The sequence below is a fragment of the Myroides gitamensis genome (assembly GCF_029894455.1).
GTDB classification, from domain to species: Bacteria; Bacteroidota; Bacteroidia; order Flavobacteriales; family Flavobacteriaceae; genus Flavobacterium; species Flavobacterium odoratum.
The window spans coordinates 3,862,588-3,880,761 of sequence record NZ_JARYHN010000001.1 but is presented as its reverse complement, the minus strand read 5'-3'; the positions used below and the strand labels follow the sequence as shown (position 1 = coordinate 3,880,761).

The following is an 18,174-nucleotide window of genomic DNA, read 5'->3' as shown; positions in this document are numbered from 1 at the left end:
TAGCGTATTTCCACACTAATACTTAATCCTTAATCTTTTATTTTTCTTGAAATCACTTTCGGATTATCACACTTTAATCTCAACTTCTACACCGCTTGGTAACTCTAATTTCATTAAAGCATCAATTGTTTTAGAAGAAGAAGAATAAATATCTAACAATCTTTTGTAAGAACTAACTTCAAATTGCTCTCTAGCTTTTTTGTTTACGTGTGGTGAACGTAATACAGTAAAGATTTTTTTATCAGTTGGTAACGGAATTGGACCTGTTACTACTGCACCTGTACTTTTTACAGTTTTTACGATTTTCTCTGCTGATTTATCAACCAACATATGATCGTAAGATTTTAATTTTATTCTGATTTTTTGACTCATTTTTCTCTAAAATTAAGCGTTTCCTTTTGCTTTAGTGATTACAGCCTCTGAAATGTTTGATGGTGTTTCAGAGTAGTGAGAGAACTCCATTGTAGAAGTAGCTCTACCTGACGATAACGTTCTCAATGTAGTTACATATCCGAACATTTCTGATAATGGCACAGAAGCTTTAACAACTTTTGCTCCATTTCTATCATCCATGCTGTTGATTTGTCCACGACGACGGTTCAAATCCCCAACGATATCACCCATGTTTTCTTCAGGAGTCAATACTTCTAACTTCATGATCGGCTCAAGAATTACAGCACCAGCAGCTTTAGCAGCAGCTTTGTAACCCATTTTCGCTGCCAATTCGAATGATAATGCATCCGAGTCAACCGCGTGATAAGAACCGTCTGTTAAAGTAACTTTCATCGAATCCATTTCGAAACCTGCTAAAGGCCCTTGTTTCATCGCTTCTTTGAATCCTTTTTCTACAGAAGGAATATATTCTTTTGGTACGTTACCACCTTTTACCTCATTTACGAACTGTAATCCAACGAATGGTTTTCCATCCACTTCATCAGCAGGTCCAATTGTAAATACGATATCCGCGAATTTACCACGTCCACCAGATTGTTTTTTGTAAGACTCTCTGTGTTGAGCAGCGCGCGTAAGTGTTTCTTTGTATTCAACTTGAGGCTCACCTTGGTTTACTTCAACTTTGAATTCACGTCTCATACGGTCGATTAATACATCTAAGTGTAACTCACCCATACCAGAGATAACTGTTTGTCCAGAAGCTTTATCTGTTTTCACAGTAAACGTTGGATCCTCTTCTGCTAATTTAGCTAAAGCAGTACCCATTTTATCCATATCCGCTTTTGTTTTTGGTTCAATAGCGATACCAATTACTGGATCAGGGAAGTCCATACTTTCTAATACGATAGGATGTTTTTCATCACATAAAGTATCTCCAGTTTTGATATCCTTGAATCCTACAGCAGCTCCAATATCTCCAGCCTCAATATATTCGATTGGATTTTGTTTGTTTGCGTGCATTTGGTAGATACGAGAAATACGCTCTTTGTTACCAGAACGCGTGTTCAATACATAAGAACCAGCGTCTAAGTGTCCTGAATAAGCTCTAAAGAAAGCTAAACGACCTACGAAAGGATCTGTAGCGATTTTAAATGCTAATGCAGCAAACGGCTCAGTAACTGATGGCTTACGTATAACTGGCTCTTCAGTATCAGGATTTGTTCCTTCGATAGCTTCCTTGTCCATTGGAGAAGGTAAGTAACGACAAACAGCATCTAACATAAACTGAACACCTTTGTTTTTGAATGATGATCCACAAGACATTGGAATGATGCTCATATCTAATGTAGCAGCACGTAAAGCTTTGTGAATTTCGTCCTCAGTAATTGAGTTCTCATCTTCCATATATTTCTCAAGAAGGTTCTCGTCATAAGCCGCGATCTCCTCGATTAATTGACCTCTGTATTGTTTAACATCATCGATCATATCAGCAGGAATATCAACAACGTCAAAAGTAGAACCATGATTTTCATCATGCCATACGATTGCGCGGTTTTTCACTAAGTCAACGATACCTTTGAAATCTGCTTCATCACCAATTGGTAAAACGATTGGCACAGCGTTTGATTTCAACATATCTTTAACTTGTTGACATACTGCTAAGAAGTTAGCTCCTTGACGGTCCATTTTATTAACGAACCCCATACGAGGAACTTTATAGTTATCAGCTAATCTCCAGTTAGTTTCAGATTGTGGCTCAACACCATCAACTGCACTAAATAAGAATACTAATCCATCTAATACACGTAAAGAACGGTTCACCTCTACTGTAAAGTCAACGTGACCCGGAGTATCAATAATATTGAAGTGGTACTCCATAGACTCAGCTATCTTCTCACCTTGTTTTGTTGGGAAATTCCAAGTACAAGTAGTCGCTGCTGAAGTAATAGTAATACCTCTTTCCGCTTCTTGCTCCATCCAGTCCATAGTAGAAGACCCTTCGTGAGTTTCTCCCATTTTATGGTTTTTACCTGTATAGAACAAAATACGTTCTGTAGTAGTTGTTTTACCAGCATCGATGTGAGCAGCGATACCAATATTTCTTGTATATTTTAAATCTCTTGCCATTGTATAATTTTTCTGTATGGATTAAAATCTAAAGTGAGAGAACGCTTTATTAGCCTCAGCCATTTTATGCGTATCCATTCTCTTTTTAACCGCAGCACCTTCTTCTTTAGCAGCAGCTAAAATTTCAGAAGCTAATCTTGCAGCCATGGATTTCTCATTTCTTCTTCTCGCATACAAAATCATCCATTTCATTGCCATAGAAATTTTTCTATCTGGACGAATTTGCATAGGAATTTGGAATGTAGCACCTCCAACACGACGAGAACGAACCTCTACGTGTGGCATAACATTAGTTAAAGCTTCTTTCCAAATTTCCAATGAAGTTTTCTCCTCATCTTGTTTTTTCTCTTCAACGATTGCTAAAGCATCATAAAATACTTTAAAAGCCGTAGACTTCTTACCGTCCCACATTAAGTTATTTACAAAACGCGTCACTAATTGATCATTAAATTTCGGATCTGGTAAAAGAGGTCTCTTTTTCGCCTGTCTTTTTCTCATGTCTTTTTCTTAAACGTTTAAACGATTATTTTTTGTCTTTAGGGCGTTTTGCACCATATTTAGATCTTCTTTGAGTTCTACCGTTTACTCCAGCAGTATCCAAAGCTCCACGTACGATGTGGTATCTAACACCTGGCAAATCTTTTACCCTTCCTCCTCTAACTAATACTATCGAGTGCTCTTGTAAATTGTGTCCTTCTCCTGGGATGTAAGCGTTTACTTCATTACCATTTGTCAAACGTACCCTTGCAACTTTACGCATTGCAGAGTTAGGTTTTTTAGGTGTAGTAGTATAAACACGCGTACAAACTCCTCTTCTTTGAGGACAAGAATCCAAAGCAACCGATTTACTCTTCTTAGTTAATTGGGTTCTCCCTGTTCTTACTAATTGTTGAATTGTTGGCATAATGTTTATTAATAATTTCTACAATATATTATTCCCCACTATATACGGGGTTGCAAATGTAGAAAGTTTTTTTCTTTTTTCAAAAGACAATTTATTAATTTTCAAGTAATTTATTTATTTTATTCTTTAAGTCTCAGCTTCTTACTTTTTTTATTTTACTTTACACGTAAATATATCGTCCAAGTGTTCAAGTCTATTCTCCCTTTTTTTTTCTTGCTATTCCTGTGTTTAGGCTCTTATGGTCAAAATACAAACCTGACACTTGAACTAACTTCAGCACAAGCGAAAGAGCGTGAATTACTTCACAACTTGGGATACAAAAAAAATCATCCTGATTTACAATCCATTAAGCAAACAGTAGATAGCGTTGACCAACTGTTGTATCGAAAAGGTTTTTTGTCTTTCAAAAAGGAGAAAGAACAACAAGAAGAAGCCTTAGTCTATACCTATATATTAGGTGATCCTATTCGTCAAGTTGTTTTATCAAATAAGAACTTAGATTCATCCCTTCAACAACGACTTGGTTTTACCCAAGACAGTATTCGCTTCGATTTTGAATTGCTCTCAGCGAAGCTGCAACAATATACCCTGAAATTAGATCAAGAAGGTTTAGGGATGTCTGCTCTACAATTGAGCAATCATAACGTCCAAAATAACACTTTATATTGTGACCTCCAACTCAATTTAGCACAAAGTAGAAAATTAAATGACATTGCGATTCAAAGCAGTGGTAAGGTTCCCGAAAAAATCATTAAACAGGTAACGAAGCGCTACCTCAATAAACCGTATAGCGACCAACTCGTTTCCAATTTAACTGAAACCTTAAATGAATTGGATTTCTTAAAGCAGTATAAAACACCCGAAACGTTATTTACTGCTGATAATACCACGTTATATCTCTACCTAGATAAAGTAAACACCAATACTTTTGATGGTTTTATGGGGTTTAGCACAGATGAAAATGAAAAATTTACATTAGCGGGTTATTTGGATTTAGCCCTAAACAATGTATTGAATAAAGGAGAAACGCTTCAACTCTATTGGAGAAGCGATGCGAACAAACAAACACAATTTGACTTCAAGACTTCTTTTGTTTACTTATTTAATACTCCACTCAATCTAAGTGGTCAACTAAATATACAAAAACAAGATACGATTTACCAAAACACCAAGCTAGCGCTGCAAATCGGTTATGCAATTCAGTACAACCAGAATATCAAAGTTGGTTATCAAAGTACTTCGTCGACCACCAATAGTATCTTGCCGTCCATGGAGAATTTTGACAGCAAATTTTATACGCTTAATTATACTCTAATTAAAAAGAGAAGTTACCTCCCTTTATTTCCTGTCAATTATTCTTTAGACGCCTTAGTCGGCACAGGTAGTCGTACCACAGAAGAGGAGAAAGAATCGCAGTACATCATCCAGCTTCAAGCGAATAAAAATATTGAGTTAGCGCCTAAGCACTTTTTCTATATCAACTGGACCTATTACTCCCTCTTTAGTAAGGATTACCTCGTGAATGAAATGTATCGTTTTGGAGGTACACAATCGCTCCGTGGTTTTCAAGAAAACAGTTTACTGGCCAATCAGCTCAACTTAATTAATACGGAGTATCGCTTTTTAGTTCATCCTAGTTTGTATTTGCATACAATATTTGACTACGCCATACAGGAATATAAACCTTTAAATCAAAAGAACACCTTATATAGTGTCGGTATGGGCTTGGGGTTCATTACCTCTTCTAGTTACTTTAATCTTTCTTTTGCCAATGGTAAACAGCCAGGGATTCCTTTTTCCTTTGACAATACGACCATACACATTGGGTTTAAAACCCTCTTTTCAATCCTCTTTCACAATTCACTTAGGAGAGGATATAAAAGTTTGATTGTAAAACAAAAAACATCAAATGATTATTAAAAATATAGCTACATTTGCACCATGGATCAGGAGAATCAAATTTTTGGTATTCGTGCGATAATCGAAGCCATCGAAGCAGGAAAAGATATAGATAAAGTATTCTTACAAAAGGATGCTCAAGGTGAGTTAATGAATGAGTTAATCAAGTCATTGAAGAGAAATAACATTAATTTCTCTTATGTGCCTATTGAGAAGCTGAATCGCTTAACGAAGAAAAATCACCAAGGGGCTATCGGAACGATTGCACCTATTACTTTTGTTACTTTAGAAACGTTAGTTGAAACGACATTAGAGCAAAAAGAAAAACCGCTATTTGTTGTTTTGGATCAATTATCAGATGCGCGTAATTTTGGTGCTATCATCCGTACAGCAGTTTGTTGTGGAGCTGATGGGATTATCATTTCTAAAAATGGCGCTGCTCCTGTAAATGGAGATACCATCAAAACTTCTGCTGGTGCTGTATTCAACATTCCAATTTGTAAAGTAGACCACATTAAAGATGCTGTTTTCTATTTACAAGGATCTGGAGTGATGACTATAGGCGCAACTGAAAAGGCAGAAAAGGAAATTTACGATGTAGATTTAAATATTCCTTTGGCTATTATCATGGGTAGTGAGGACAGAGGAATCAATCCATCTGTATTAAAAATTATCGATGAGAAAGCTAAACTTCCTATGTTTAGTAACATTGATTCTCTAAACGTATCTGTTGCTTGTGGTGCATTTCTATATGAAATTATCAGACAGCGTAGGTAAGTTGTTAGTGAAGGTTATGAGTTATGGTTATGGGTTATGAGAAGAGCGTGAACTTATAGTAAAGTTTAAACATAAAAAGATATTCTTTTATTTCACGCTGAAAAATGCAAGGGTAAAAGCCATACAAGTACAAGAATGTGTTCTATTCTTTTTTTGTCTATCGCAAAGACTTAGTAATACCTTAGTAATACCTTAGTAATAGCTTATTAGTGGTTAGTAGTAGTTTTATTGGACATTCCTTGGACAATGCTTGGAGATTCCTAGGAAAACACCCCCTTTTGTCGAAGGAATATCGAAGGAATCTCCAAGGAAAGTCGAAGAAACCCTACACAACACCTTAAGATGATGTTTTATATTGTTGGTTTCGGAATGAAGTTATTTTTTTGCTTTTGCAAAACTCCCACACTTCATACTTTTTTACCTCTCATCGCCTCACCCTCTCATCATCTTATCTCTATTTTCTCATTTCCCATAAACAATAGGCAATGTTGTCCGATAGGGATTTTTTACATCTATTGCTTCTTGGACTTCCTTTGGAATAACTATAAAGTTTCCATTTTCATCGAAACACTGCATAAAGGGATCAAGATCTGGTTTATAATTTGGCGATTGCCAATCGTATTTATACACAGCCTCTACGTATACGGGATTCTTCAATACAAAAGACAAAATCATTCCCGTAATAAACCCACTCAAGTGTCCTTCCCAAGAGATTCCTTCCTCAATATCCGGAAAGACATACCAAATCATACTTCCATAGAGGACAACAATTAAAAGTGAGAGGGCGACTAGACGAAAGTACTTGGTTTGTATTCCTTTGAAAAACATATAGCTCACTAATACATAAATCAATCCACTTGCGCCGATATGATAACTTTCACGAGCGATCAACCATGTTCCAAATCCAGATAACAAAATCCCCCACCCTAGCACTTGCCATACTTGTTTCTTATAAAAAAATTGCAACAGCAATAACAAGACAAATAAAGCCACTGAGTTGTTGTAAATATGCTTCAGTCCTCCATGGATAAAAGGACTAAAAAGAATTCCTCTCAATCCTGTCAAGGTACGAGGATAAACGCCATATTGATAGAGTTGTAAATAGTCCTTCCAATCCAACCAATACACGCTCCATATCACCATCATGAATAGTATGGGCAGTATAATTAGATCAGCTGTCACTACAAGTTGTTTATCTTTCATTCGCATGCTTTCGTTAGTACATAAAACATAAAGATATAAAATAGTCTTTCAAATCAACCATACAAACCACATGGTTTTCCGCACAATTTTGGTTGACTGTTTTTTATTCGGCATTATAGGTTGTATTTTTGTGTTTCTCAAAATCATATTGTCATGGATGCACCATTAGCAGAAAGAGTACGACCACAAACCTTGGCTGACTATGTTAGTCAGGCACATTTAGTGGGTGAACAAGGCATATTAACGAAGCAATTACAAACTGGCTTTATTCCTTCTTTGCTATTTTGGGGGCCTCCAGGTACAGGAAAGACAACGTTAGCTGAAATTATGGCTAAAGAGAGTCAGCGTCCTTTTTATGTTTTGAGTGCAATCAATTCTGGTGTTAAAGATGTGCGAGAAGTTATTGAGAAGGCCAAGTCTAATCACGGCTTATTTACGGCTCGCAATCCCATCTTGTTTATAGATGAGATTCACCGCTTCAGCAAATCGCAACAAGATTCTCTTTTAGCTGCAGTTGAACGCGGTTGGATTACCCTTATTGGAGCAACTACAGAAAACCCTAGTTTTGAAGTCATCCCTGCTTTGCTTTCTAGATGTCAGGTTTACACCCTACATGCCTTTACAAAAGAGGACTTACGCGCTTTATTGGATCGAGCGATTGAAAAAGATTCTTTCTTGCGATCGAAACGCATCACCTTACAAGAGACCGAAGCGCTCTTTCGCGTATCGGGTGGAGATGGGCGAAAGTTATTAAACACCTTTGAACTGATTGTGAATGCTACAACAGGAGACGATGTGGTATTGACGAATGACTATGTCATGCAGGTTGTTCAGAAAAACACGGTGCTTTATGACAAGACGGGAGAACAACACTACGATATTGTATCGGCTTTTATCAAGTCTATTCGCGGGAGCGATCCCAACGGGGCTGTCTATTGGTTAGCTCGTATGATTGAAGGCGGGGAAGATGTAAAATTTATTGCTCGTCGTTTGGTTATTGCTGCCTCTGAAGATATAGGCAATGCGAACCCAACGGCTTTAATTATGGCGACAAATACCTTTCAGGCTGTGTCTGTGATTGGGTATCCAGAAAGTAGAATCTTATTGAGCCAATGTGCCATTTATTTAGCGACTTCACCCAAAAGCAATTCTACCTATATGGCTATTGGCAAAGCCCAACAACTCGTAAAACAAACGGGGGATTTATCTGTTCCCATTCACTTGCGCAATGCGCCTACCAAATTAATGAAGGAATTAGGATATGGGGAAGACTACAAGTACTCCCATGATTATCCCAACAATTTTGTCAATCAGGAGTTCCTGCCAACAGAATTAAGTGGAACTGTTTTATATGAACCTGGACAGAACAGCCGAGAAAACGGGACACGTGATTTCTTGAAAAACAGATGGCAATTCAAATACAACTATTAATACAAAAGCCTGCTTTTAGAGCAGGCTTTTTATATCTAATAAGGTATTGACTTGAGGCAACGTTGTCGGAACTGTTTTATGGTGTTCATTGTAATAAATCACATCCATACCTACATTTTGTGCTCCTTCGATATCTGCTAAAAGATTATCTCCAATCATAACCGTATCTTGTACTTGAGCTTTTGCCAATTGCAACGCGTAAGTAAAGATTTTAGCATCTGGTTTTTTCACTCCTGCTAAATCGGAATTGGTAATGGTTTGAAAGTACCCTTCCATCCCTGAGTTTTTTATTTTTCTCGCTTGTACTTGATCGAATCCATTGGTGATGATATGCAGCTTATATTTTTCTTGCAAGTATTCTAAAATTTCGATTGCCCCATCAAATAAATGGTTGTAGTCTGGCAGGTAAGAAAGGTATCGATCCCCTACTTCCAACATACGATCCACAGATGTTGTATAATCTAGGGAATTGAAAGTATCGCGAATTCTTCCTATGCGAAGCTCAGCTTGTGAAATTTGATTCAAGCTGTAGCGATCCCAATACTCCGCATTGATACTTACATAGTAATTCAAGAATTGCTCAATGGTAAAAGGCAATTTCATTTCGTGTAACACTTGCTCAAAAGCTAAAGCTGAATTCTTTTCAAAATCCCATAGCGTATGATCCAGGTCAAAAAATATATCGGTTTTATGTTCAAACTTTTTTAAATACATCGGTACTATTTCCAATTAAAGTTACAAAAGTACACATTTTGAAAAAAACAAGACCTATTAGAATCGCCCATGATCGGCAAAACTATAATAATCGTACTCCGTAATGATGAGATGGTCTAAAATGGCAATATCCATGATGTTCCCAGCTTCTTTAATTTTTTTTGTAATCTGAAGATCTGCTTCACTGGGTAAAAGTTTACCCGAAGGATGGTTGTGCACTAGAATTACGCCCGTAGCTTGTTTTTCCAATGCCAGTTTAAATAAAATTCTCAAATCAACTACCGTTCCTGTCATACCTCCTTTGCTGATATTGACTGTATCAATGAGCTGGTGTTTGATGAAAGGTTCAGTATGATTAGCCACAACCCCTCGGACGTGATTGGCATTATTCAAAAAGATAACCCAAAATTCTTCATGCGTCAGCTCTCCTATTTTAGGTTGCATCAATTCAAATACATCTTGACTGGAGCCTATTTTATTTCTACTCACTTTATCTGCGATTCGTCGACGTTGTCCTAGTTCTAATGCGGCTACAATAGCAATTGCTTTGGCTTCTCCAATTCCTTTAAAGCGCTGCAAGTTTAAGACGGATTGTCTCGCTAGTTCTGCCAAACTGGATTCATTGTCTTTTAAAATTCGACGACTAAGGTCAATTGCGGATTCCTCTTTATTTCCGGAACCAATTAAAATCGCAATTAGCTCAGCATCACTCAAAGCGCTTTTTCCTTTGAGCATAAGTTTTTCTCTAGGGCGATCGTCTTCAGCCCAAGCGTTAATCGGTTTTTTTGTATCGGACATGATTGTTTACTTAGTAGGATTACTCTATCTACTTCAAAAATCACTCCACAACTCCATACCCTTGCTCTAATTCTTCGATTAGTAAATATCTAAAAACAAACAATCCTTTCAATGAAAGGATTGTTTGTTTTAGTTATAAGGTTTGAACAAATTCATTCAAATCAAGTCCGCCATAATCTCCAGAACTCATAAATAGCAATACACTATCTTTTAAATCTAACGCTTTGATGTAGGTTTTAAAATCATCTGCATTGGTATACGTTGTCAAAGCAGGCAATTCAAAAGCTGTCTTCATTTGCTCGGCCGTAATTTCAGGCATGCGTTTGATCTTTAATGCATGCAAAGAATAAAACACCACTGCTTGATCAGCCGTCTCTAAACTTCCTTTATATTCTGATAAGAAGTCCGCATTTAAACTGCTATAGGTATGCAATTCTAAACAAGCCACTAACTGCTTGTTGGGGTATTGTTCACGAACTGCTTTCATTGTTGCTTTTACTTTACTTGGTGAATGTGCAAAGTCTTTATACACTACTGTAGTTCCGTCATCATACAATTTTTCTAAGCGTTTAGAAGCCCCTTTAAAACTTGTAATTGCATCGAAGAAATCATCCTCGTCAATTCCCATGTTTTGACATACCCATTTAGCTCCACTAATATTATTTATATTGTGTTGACCAAATACTTCTAATGGCATTGGTCCCTCTGAAGTAACTAGATAAGCGACTCCATCTACAATTTCATTTTCCAATGTTGTATAAGGAATTTTGCGAATAGGGTTTGTGCTTTCCTCTGCAATTTGTTTCACTATAGCATCCTCTTCGTTGTAGATTAAAATACCACCATTGGTAATTTTATCAATAAAAATACGGAATTGATCTACGTAGTTCTCGAATGTTGGAAACACATTAATATGATCCCAAGCGATACCACTAAGCAAAGCTATATTGGGTTCATATAGATGAAACTTTGGTCGTCTATCAATAGGAGAAGATAAGTATTCATCCCCTTCTATCAGCATAAAATCATTCTCATCTGTTAGATTGACCATACGATCAAATCCTTCTAGTTGTGCACCTACTAGGTAATCTACCTCAACACCGTGGTAATTCAATACGTGTAACACCATAGAAGTAATGGTTGTTTTACCATGAGATCCTCCAATGACTACACGCGTTTTATTTTTTGCATGCTCATAAATAAACTCGGGGTACGAATATATTTTGAGCCCTAATTCTTTTGCTTTAATCAACTCTGGATTATCTTCTTTTGCATGCATACCCAAGATTACGGCATCAATATCAGCTGTAATTTTCTCTGTATACCATCCTTCTTGTTCTGGCAACAATCCTTGTTTTGCCAATCGTGTTTTAGAGGGTTCAAAAATAGCATCATCACTTCCAGTAACAACATCGCCTTTTGCATGTAAGGCTAAAGCTAAATTGTGCATGGCACTTCCTCCGATTGCAATAAAATGTATGCGCATTATCTATCTATTTAAGTCGATTTGTAATTGGCGTTAAAATTACGATTTTATTACTGAAAAACAGGTTAATTTTCACAATGCTTCATGAAAAAACAGCTGATTCTTGTCTTTGATTTTTTTAATTTCTCTAACACATTACTTCTTTACTTTCAGGTGTTTTGCCGTCAAATTCAACTTTAAGTTCCCTACTCACCCGTCATTTTTACTATTTTATTAACATTTAAGAAAAAATATATCGTATTTTCGTCAAAATTTTATTCAAAAAATCGCCCTATGGACAATTACATTCCACCACCATTACCACCACAGAAAAGTGGTAATAACACACAAGTTTTAGGTATTATATCACTTGTTTCAGGTATTATTGCTTTACCTGCTTCTTTCATCCCTTGCTTTGGAATGATTGCAATTATTGTTTCAATCGCAGCTATTGTATTGGGAATCTTGGCTATTTCTAGCGCTAAAAAACACAGCGAATCTAAAGGTTTAGGAGTTGCTGGTCTAGTTCTTGGAGCGATTAGCTTCACTATCATTTTACTTTGGGGACTTCTATTTGCATCTGTAACAACAGCAGCAATCAAAAACATTGATGAAGTTCAGAAAGAGTTAGATAGTATGAATAATCAAGATTACGAATACTACGAAGAAGATGAGTCAGATTCACTTCAAAATCAAGAAGACAGTTTATACATAGAAGAACAAGTAGCAGAATAAAGAGTGACAAATTACAGGATTATCAATTGGATTTTTTTCTTGCTAATGTTGTGCTTGTTTGGGTATATTTTTCTACTCACTACCACAACCTCAACCACGCTAAGCATTCGTTCCGCCTGTGAAGGACTACCAGAAGCTTTGTGTAAAAGTAGAGGATTAACCCGAGACTTTATGGCCTTAGTAAGGGGTAAAAAAGAGTTGATTAATCCTTATAGCTATTCGATATTTTTATTTTTTGTTTATGTTGGGGTTTCAAGAGGTATGTTACTTTTACTACCTACTAGACTTTACAACAAAAAAATACTAGTCGTTGATATCGTTATACTTTGTCTTTTCTTTTTATATGCTTTTCTACCTCTGTTAGGATTGACTTAAAAAAATAAAAACAGCTTGCAAATGCAAGCTGTTTTTATTTGTGCCCTATTGTTTGAAAACATAAAGCCGATATAAAAAAAACAGTAGTAAACCAATGTTTACTACTGTCTCTCTATTTATTTTTTCACAATGTTCATCTCTTCGATAATGTGTTTTGCATCAGCAAACTTGTCAATAATAAACAACACATAACGGATATCAACGTTGATTGTGCGTTGCAATTCTGGGTCGTAAATTACGTCTCCTGCCATTGCTTCGATGTTTCCGTCAAAAGCCAATCCAATTAACTCTCCTTTTCCGTTTAATACAGGTGAACCAGAGTTACCTCCTGTAATATCGTGGTTTGTTAGGAAGTTTACTGGTAAGTGTCCTTCTTTATCTGCATACATACCATAATTACCAGCTTTATACAAATCCATTAATTTCTGTGGTACATCAAACTCTTCATCTCCTGGTATATGTTTAGCAACTGTACCTTTTAATGTTGTATACCAGTTTTCTTTTGCATCATTCGCTTTTTCGCCTCTTGGCAAACCTTTTACTGTTCCATAAGTTAAACGCAATGTTGAGTTAGCATCTGGGTAGTATTTTCCTGTTGGGTTACTACGTCTTACACCATCAACAAACAAACGATATGCTTTTTGATACTTATCTTCTAGTTTAGCCAATTCATCACTTTTCGCACGGTATTGCTCCATAATAGAAACTGATAATTTCAATAATGGATCTCTACTAATTGTTGCACTTGTTGGTTTAGCGATGAAAGCTAACACTCTTTCTTTGTTTGCAAAAACACTTTCTTCAAATGCTTTATCCACAAATTTAGCGAAGTCACCGTTGTATTCTTTTTGAATTTGCGCTACATAAGGAGCGATTGCATATCCTTCAGATTTTGTAGCATACAATTCTAATTGTTTTGCCAACATTTCTTTTTCTAATGCTTCACTTTGTCCGTCATAGATATCATTTACATAAGCTACGAACTCATCGTGCATTTCTTTTCTTTTCTTATCATCACCAGCAGCATAAGCTTCCATTCCACCAGATAAACGGTAAGGAGCAGCAGCTAATCCTGAAGTACGCAATAAAGTCATCAAATAATTATCATGACGAGCTTTTGCGTTAGTTGCATTATAAAACGCGTTAATATCGCTAATTACGTTTCCGAATTCTGCTTTATTATCTTTCTTATCAGCCCAATGTTGGAATTCTTTTTCTGCTGTTGTTTTCGTCGCTACTGTTTGGTGTTGATTTAAAGCATCAATCATCCCTTGTCTGTTTTTCCAGTAGTTTGCTACACCTGCATATTTAGAAGCATAATTTAAACGCACTGCATCATCATTAGCCATGTGTTTTTTCATCACATCCATTCCTAATTTAGATCCCTCTACCCAAGCTGGGTATGCGAATTTAATATTTTGCTCTACTCCTTGTGCAGGCATCCAACGGTTTGTTCTTCCAGGATATCCTAAGATCATAGAGAAGTCACCTTCTTTAATTCCAGCGATAGAAACTGGTAACGCATGTTTCGGTTTCATTGGAACGTTTGCAGCATCATATTCTGCTGGGTTACCATTTTTATCTGTGTAAACACGGAACATAGAGAAATCTCCTGTGTGACGTGGCCACTCCCAGTTGTCAGTATCTCCACCAAATTTCCCAATGCTATTAGGAGGTGTACCTACTAAACGAACATCATTGTAATCTTCATATACGAAATAGTAGTATTCATTTCCTTGGAAGAAAGACTTTACTGATACGGTATATTTTCCACCGCCATCATTTTCTTTTTGAATTTTAGCAATCTCTTGGTTGATTACTTTTTCTCTTTCCTCTTCCGTCATGTTATTATTAACCTGAGAGATGATGCGTTTAGTCACGTCATCCATACGAACGAAGAAACGAACAGATAAACCTTTTGCTGGTCTTTCTGATGCTTTGTCTTTCGCCCAAAACCCGTTAGTTAAAATATCATCTTCTGGTGTAGATAAGCTTGCAATCTTATCATATCCACAGTGGTGGTTTGTCAAAACCAGTCCTTGATTTGAGATTATTTCTGCAGTACACCCTCCATCAAATTGCACAATTGCATCCTTTAATGAGTGGTTATTAATACTGTAAATTTCTTCAGCCGTAAGCTGTAATCCCATTTTTTCCATATCGCGTTGATTCAAACGCTCAATGAACATTAAAAACCACATTCCCTCATCAGCCTTCAATTTGATAGGCGCAACAAGTAAAAATGCGGTCAGTAATAAAACGATTTTTTTCATAATTATAATAGTATGTTACTTAGTTTGCGAAGATAGTTTAATAAACAAAATAATTAATCCTTCTCTTCATCATTTTTATTGGTATTCGGGTTCAAATTGGTATTTTTCTCCTCTATTTCACAAGATTCATCAAAACCATATTTGTCTTTTAGTTCATCGATTACAGACTTGTTCCACAGTTTAATTCCTGTCATATACGCAGTTCTTGCGATTAAGAATGCAGCTACTGGTGAGGTAATAAACAAAAAGAAGACAATCGCAAACACTTTGGTTGTAATAGAGAACTCTGAAAAGTGAATTGCTGCAGCTCCGAGAATACATCCGATTCCCAATGTTGCGGCTTTGATTGTGATGGAAAGTCTTGTATAAAAATCGGGCATTCTAAAAATACCGATAGAAGCAATTAAAATAAAAATTGCTCCTAGTGTGCTCAATATCATGATTAGTAAATCAGTCATCTCTATCTCTTTTATCTAGGTAAAACGAAAAGGCTACAGTACTCAAGAACGCAATTAGCGCCATGATGACCGCCACGTCTAAGAAAATAGGGTTATTGGCGATTAAACTAAATAGTCCAATAAATCCAACGCCTACGGTTATAAGTAAATCAATAGCCACGACGCGATCCGCCACTGTTGGTCCTTTTAAAAATCGAATAAAAATTAAGATTAAGGACAAACAGATGATAGGCATTACCACATAGATTAAATAGGTTTCTACTCTCATCGTAAAATAGCTAATAGTTTCTTTTCAGTTCTTTCTTTCATGCGTTGAATGAATTTATCCTTATCCTTCAGATACATGGTATGAATAAAGATATGGCTTTTATCGTCTGCAATATCAATTACCATTGTTCCGGGTGTAAGTGCAATAATATTCGCTAACATGGTAATTTCAAAATCTGTTTCCGCATCGATTTCGTATTTAATAATTCCTGGCGTTGTATGGTAATTGGGTGTAATTACATCAATCGCCACTTGTAAATTTGCCTGTAGCATATCCACAAAGAAGTAAAAAATAAAAACGATAATTTTAGGTACGCGATAAAAGTATTCCTTATCGGCTTTATTGGAAGAGGTTTTCGTTAACATCCATAGGATAAAGAAACCAGCTACCCCTCCAAAGAAGAAGTTGGCGTAGTTTAGTTGTCCTGTTAGCGCAACCCAAACAAAGGTCAATAAGATATTAAGTAAAAAATATTTTAACATACTTCTCGTTATTTTATGCCTTGTAAAACTGATTCTATATATATCGAAGGATTCATCATTTCATGTGCTACACGTTCAGAAACCTTGAAAATTAATGGCGCATTTAATCCTATAAAGAGGGATACCCCTGCTAAGGCGACTACTGGTAAAATTAAGGCTACTTTTCCAGAGCTCACAAAAGGTGCAAAGTGGTCAATTTCTTCACTATTGGGTTTAGGTAGGTCTTTCCAAAACACTTCAGACCAGATTCGCGCCACGATAAATAAAGTAACGAAACTCGCAAAGATTAACGTCCCTAATAAAACGTACTGTTCTAATCGGAATGCTTCTTGGAATAACATGATTTTAGGCCAGAATCCAGATAAAGGAGGAATTCCTACCAAAGAAAACAAAATAACAGCGAACAAGATGGACAATTTTGGATAGTCTTTATACAATCCTCCTAAACGGTTAATATCTTGTGTTTCTCTAATTTTCTGTATCAATCCGCTCATCATAAAAAGGTTACTTTTTACAATGACATCGTGAATTAAGTAGAAGACAACCCCTACAAAAGCGAGTTCTGTATATAAACCAAATCCCGCAATTAAGTATCCGATGTGACATACAATAAAGTAAGAAAGGATACGGCGGATATTTCTTTTATTAATGGCCCCTAAAGCACCACTAATCATAGTTAGAATAGCGATCACCACAAAAACACCTAAGACAAAATCGTCTGGTTGAAATATAATGGTAAACACTCTGAACATGGAGTACACTCCCATTTTAGTCAACAATCCACCAAAAATAGCACCAATTGCCGATGGCGGTGTATGATAAGAAGAAGGCAACCAGAAATACATCGGGAATACGGCGGATTTAATACCAAACCCGACAAAGAATAGCAAAGCCGTTACGGACACTAATCCTCTATTTTCAACAATAGACACTTGATGCGCTAAATCGGCAATATTTAAACTTCCCGTAATTCCGTATAAAATTCCAATAGCCGTTAGGAAAATAGTTGAAGCTAGCATATTCATGGTCACATACTTGACCGCAGATTCCATTTGTCTTTTTTTACCTCCCAAGGTTAACAAGACAAAGGAAGAGATAATCACGACCTCAAACCAAACATATAAATTAAAGATGTCTCCCGTTAAGAAAGCACCTAACAATCCCATAATCAAAAAGTGGAAAATAATAAAATACCCGAATTTGATGCGGCTAATATTAATCGCAGATGTAGAGTAAATCCCTACGGCTAGTGCTACGGTTGCTGTGAGGAGTACCATCACCGCACTCAGTGTATCAGCGACAAAGGTGATACCAAAAGGAGCTTTCCAACTCCCCAATTGTAATGTAATTGCGCCATGTTCCCACGTTGCGGCAAATAAATTCCAACACAACAGAAAAGCAATACTATTACCAACGATACTTATTATTTTTTGGATTTTGACATTCTTCCAAAAAATTAATAAAACAACCGCCGTAAACATATGAGCAAAAATTGGCGCTAATATGAAGTTTGAAATCATATATCTAAATCTTGAATATTAAGGGAATCTAAATCATCTGTACCGGTTGTACTATATACCTTATTCAATAAAACAATAGCGAAAGCGGTTAAACCGAAACTGATTACAATTGCGGTTAAAATTAGTGCTTGTGGCACGGGATCGGCATAAGCATCAAAGAACTGTTTATGTTCTTCATCAATAATTGGTGCTTTTCCTTTGGTTAATTCTCCCATTAAGAAAATAAGGATATTGGCACCATTTCCCAACATCATTAATCCGAGGAGTAACTTCACCATACTTCTGCGAAACATTAAATAAACGCCTGCAGAATATAATATACCTACTAAAACTACGAGTAATAATTCCATGT

18 protein-coding genes are annotated in these 18,174 nt (G+C 36.4%); 4 read left to right on the top strand and 14 right to left on the bottom strand.

Features of this window, described 5'->3' with window-relative positions:
- Positions 1 to 66 precede the first annotated feature (66 nt).
- Genes rpsJ through rpsL form a run of 4 tightly spaced genes read right to left on the bottom strand, consistent with a single transcriptional unit; the run spans position 67 to position 3,424 of the window.
- Positions 67 to 372 carry a 30S ribosomal protein S10 gene (gene rpsJ, locus M2306_RS17220; RefSeq protein WP_002987520.1) on the bottom strand — a complete coding sequence of 102 codons (306 nt, stop codon included), beginning with the start codon at positions 370 to 372 and terminating at the stop codon, positions 67 to 69.
- A gap of 12 nt (positions 373 to 384) precedes the next feature.
- Positions 385 to 2,520, bottom strand: a complete 2,136-nt coding sequence (gene fusA, locus M2306_RS17215; protein WP_115091704.1) for an elongation factor G — start codon at positions 2,518 to 2,520, stop codon at positions 385 to 387.
- Between the two features lie 21 nt (positions 2,521 to 2,541).
- Positions 2,542 to 3,018 carry a 30S ribosomal protein S7 gene (rpsG, locus tag M2306_RS17210; RefSeq protein ID WP_002987522.1) on the bottom strand — a complete coding sequence of 159 codons (477 nt, stop codon included), beginning with the start codon at positions 3,016 to 3,018 and terminating at the stop codon, positions 2,542 to 2,544.
- Positions 3,019 to 3,043: 25 nt separating this feature from the next.
- A complete protein-coding gene (gene rpsL / locus M2306_RS17205) occupies positions 3,044 to 3,424 on the bottom strand; it encodes a 30S ribosomal protein S12 (protein ID WP_002987523.1) in 381 nt (126 codons plus the stop codon).
- Positions 3,425 to 3,607: 183 nt separating this feature from the next.
- On the opposite strand from rpsL, the gene M2306_RS17200 reads away from it, so the two are divergent.
- Complete coding sequence (locus M2306_RS17200) at positions 3,608 to 5,344, top strand: BamA/TamA family outer membrane protein (RefSeq protein WP_498882904.1); 1,737 nt, start codon at positions 3,608 to 3,610, stop codon at positions 5,342 to 5,344.
- A 21-nt stretch (positions 5,345 to 5,365) separates the two neighbouring features.
- A complete protein-coding gene (gene rlmB, locus M2306_RS17195; RefSeq protein WP_002987526.1) occupies positions 5,366 to 6,100 on the top strand; it encodes a 23S rRNA (guanosine(2251)-2'-O)-methyltransferase RlmB in 735 nt (244 codons plus the stop codon).
- Positions 6,101 to 6,562: 462 nt separating this feature from the next.
- On the opposite strand, the gene M2306_RS17190 is transcribed toward rlmB, so the two are convergent.
- On the bottom strand, positions 6,563 to 7,303 hold the full coding sequence (locus tag M2306_RS17190; protein WP_115091706.1) for a rhomboid family intramembrane serine protease: 741 nt from the start codon (positions 7,301 to 7,303) through the stop codon (positions 6,563 to 6,565).
- A 153-nt stretch (positions 7,304 to 7,456) separates the two neighbouring features.
- Between M2306_RS17190 and M2306_RS17185 the strand changes: the two genes are divergently transcribed.
- Positions 7,457 to 8,734 (top strand): replication-associated recombination protein A, encoded by a 1,278-nt coding sequence (locus M2306_RS17185; protein WP_259188798.1) that lies wholly within the window; start codon positions 7,457 to 7,459, stop codon positions 8,732 to 8,734.
- A gap of 15 nt (positions 8,735 to 8,749) precedes the next feature.
- Here M2306_RS17185 and M2306_RS17180 read toward each other — a convergent pair whose 3' ends face one another.
- From M2306_RS17180 to M2306_RS17170, 3 genes are all read right to left on the bottom strand, one after another.
- Positions 8,750 to 9,448 carry a YjjG family noncanonical pyrimidine nucleotidase gene (locus M2306_RS17180; protein WP_259188800.1) on the bottom strand — a complete coding sequence of 233 codons (699 nt, stop codon included), beginning with the start codon at positions 9,446 to 9,448 and terminating at the stop codon, positions 8,750 to 8,752.
- Between the two features lie 57 nt (positions 9,449 to 9,505).
- Positions 9,506 to 10,246 (bottom strand): JAB domain-containing protein, encoded by a 741-nt coding sequence (locus tag M2306_RS17175; RefSeq protein ID WP_259188801.1) that lies wholly within the window; start codon positions 10,244 to 10,246, stop codon positions 9,506 to 9,508.
- A 133-nt stretch (positions 10,247 to 10,379) separates the two neighbouring features.
- Positions 10,380 to 11,732 (bottom strand): UDP-N-acetylmuramate--L-alanine ligase, encoded by a 1,353-nt coding sequence (locus M2306_RS17170; RefSeq protein ID WP_259188803.1) that lies wholly within the window; start codon positions 11,730 to 11,732, stop codon positions 10,380 to 10,382.
- 273 nt (positions 11,733 to 12,005) lie between these two features.
- Here M2306_RS17170 and M2306_RS17165 point away from each other — a divergent pair, with 273 nt between their 5' ends.
- Complete coding sequence (locus M2306_RS17165) at positions 12,006 to 12,446, top strand: DUF4190 domain-containing protein (RefSeq protein ID WP_002987533.1); 441 nt, start codon at positions 12,006 to 12,008, stop codon at positions 12,444 to 12,446.
- A 491-nt stretch (positions 12,447 to 12,937) separates the two neighbouring features.
- Here M2306_RS17165 and M2306_RS17160 read toward each other — a convergent pair whose 3' ends face one another.
- The 6 genes from M2306_RS17160 to M2306_RS17135 are packed head-to-tail and all read right to left on the bottom strand — an operon-like array spanning position 12,938 to position 18,172.
- Complete coding sequence (locus M2306_RS17160) at positions 12,938 to 15,094, bottom strand: S46 family peptidase (RefSeq protein WP_259188804.1); 2,157 nt, start codon at positions 15,092 to 15,094, stop codon at positions 12,938 to 12,940.
- 53 nt (positions 15,095 to 15,147) lie between these two features.
- The gene (gene mnhG, locus M2306_RS17155) at positions 15,148 to 15,552 is read right to left on the bottom strand and encodes a monovalent cation/H(+) antiporter subunit G (protein ID WP_115091714.1); all 405 of its coding nucleotides are present in this window, start codon (positions 15,550 to 15,552) and stop codon (positions 15,148 to 15,150) included.
- Positions 15,545 to 15,820: a cation:proton antiporter gene (locus M2306_RS17150; RefSeq protein WP_002987537.1), complete on the bottom strand. Its 276-nt coding sequence runs from the start codon at positions 15,818 to 15,820 to the stop codon at positions 15,545 to 15,547. Before M2306_RS17150 ends, mnhG begins: the two co-directional genes overlap by 8 nt.
- Entirely contained in the window at positions 15,817 to 16,302 is a 486-nt protein-coding gene (locus tag M2306_RS17145) for a Na+/H+ antiporter subunit E (RefSeq protein ID WP_002987538.1), read from the bottom strand. Before M2306_RS17145 ends, M2306_RS17150 begins: the two co-directional genes overlap by 4 nt.
- Positions 16,303 to 16,310: 8 nt before the next feature.
- Positions 16,311 to 17,822: a proton-conducting transporter transmembrane domain-containing protein gene (locus M2306_RS17140; protein ID WP_259188811.1), complete on the bottom strand. Its 1,512-nt coding sequence runs from the start codon at positions 17,820 to 17,822 to the stop codon at positions 16,311 to 16,313.
- Positions 17,819 to 18,172 carry a Na+/H+ antiporter subunit C gene (locus M2306_RS17135; protein ID WP_002987540.1) on the bottom strand — a complete coding sequence of 118 codons (354 nt, stop codon included), beginning with the start codon at positions 18,170 to 18,172 and terminating at the stop codon, positions 17,819 to 17,821. The genes M2306_RS17140 and M2306_RS17135 overlap by 4 nt, the downstream gene beginning before the upstream one ends.
- Positions 18,173 to 18,174: the final 2 nt, after the last annotated feature.

Bases quoted from the DNA above. Each gene is read 5' to 3' on its own strand.
- rlmB (WP_002987526.1), top strand. From the start codon at position 5,366: ATGGATCAGGAGAATCAAATTTTTGGTATTCGTGCGATAATCGAAGCC.
- rpsG (WP_002987522.1), bottom strand. From the start codon at position 3,018: ATGAGAAAAAGACAGGCGAAAAAGAGACCTCTTTTACCAGATCCGAAA.
- fusA (WP_115091704.1), bottom strand. From the start codon at position 2,520: ATGGCAAGAGATTTAAAATATACAAGAAATATTGGTATCGCTGCTCAC.
- mnhG (WP_115091714.1), bottom strand. From the start codon at position 15,552: ATGACTGATTTACTAATCATGATATTGAGCACACTAGGAGCAATTTTT.
- M2306_RS17180 (WP_259188800.1), bottom strand. From the start codon at position 9,448: ATGTATTTAAAAAAGTTTGAACATAAAACCGATATATTTTTTGACCTG.
- M2306_RS17145 (WP_002987538.1), bottom strand. From the start codon at position 16,302: ATGTTAAAATATTTTTTACTTAATATCTTATTGACCTTTGTTTGGGTT.
- M2306_RS17170 (WP_259188803.1), bottom strand. From the start codon at position 11,732: ATGCGCATACATTTTATTGCAATCGGAGGAAGTGCCATGCACAATTTA.
- M2306_RS17175 (WP_259188801.1), bottom strand. From the start codon at position 10,246: ATGTCCGATACAAAAAAACCGATTAACGCTTGGGCTGAAGACGATCGC.
- M2306_RS17185 (WP_259188798.1), top strand. From the start codon at position 7,457: ATGGATGCACCATTAGCAGAAAGAGTACGACCACAAACCTTGGCTGAC.
- M2306_RS17190 (WP_115091706.1), bottom strand. From the start codon at position 7,303: ATGAAAGATAAACAACTTGTAGTGACAGCTGATCTAATTATACTGCCC.
- M2306_RS17140 (WP_259188811.1), bottom strand. From the start codon at position 17,822: ATGATTTCAAACTTCATATTAGCGCCAATTTTTGCTCATATGTTTACG.
- M2306_RS17150 (WP_002987537.1), bottom strand. From the start codon at position 15,820: ATGAGAGTAGAAACCTATTTAATCTATGTGGTAATGCCTATCATCTGT.
- M2306_RS17165 (WP_002987533.1), top strand. From the start codon at position 12,006: ATGGACAATTACATTCCACCACCATTACCACCACAGAAAAGTGGTAAT.
- M2306_RS17135 (WP_002987540.1), bottom strand. From the start codon at position 18,172: ATGGAATTATTACTCGTAGTTTTAGTAGGTATATTATATTCTGCAGGC.
- rpsL (WP_002987523.1), bottom strand. From the start codon at position 3,424: ATGCCAACAATTCAACAATTAGTAAGAACAGGGAGAACCCAATTAACT.
- M2306_RS17160 (WP_259188804.1), bottom strand. From the start codon at position 15,094: ATGAAAAAAATCGTTTTATTACTGACCGCATTTTTACTTGTTGCGCCT.
- rpsJ (WP_002987520.1), bottom strand. From the start codon at position 372: ATGAGTCAAAAAATCAGAATAAAATTAAAATCTTACGATCATATGTTG.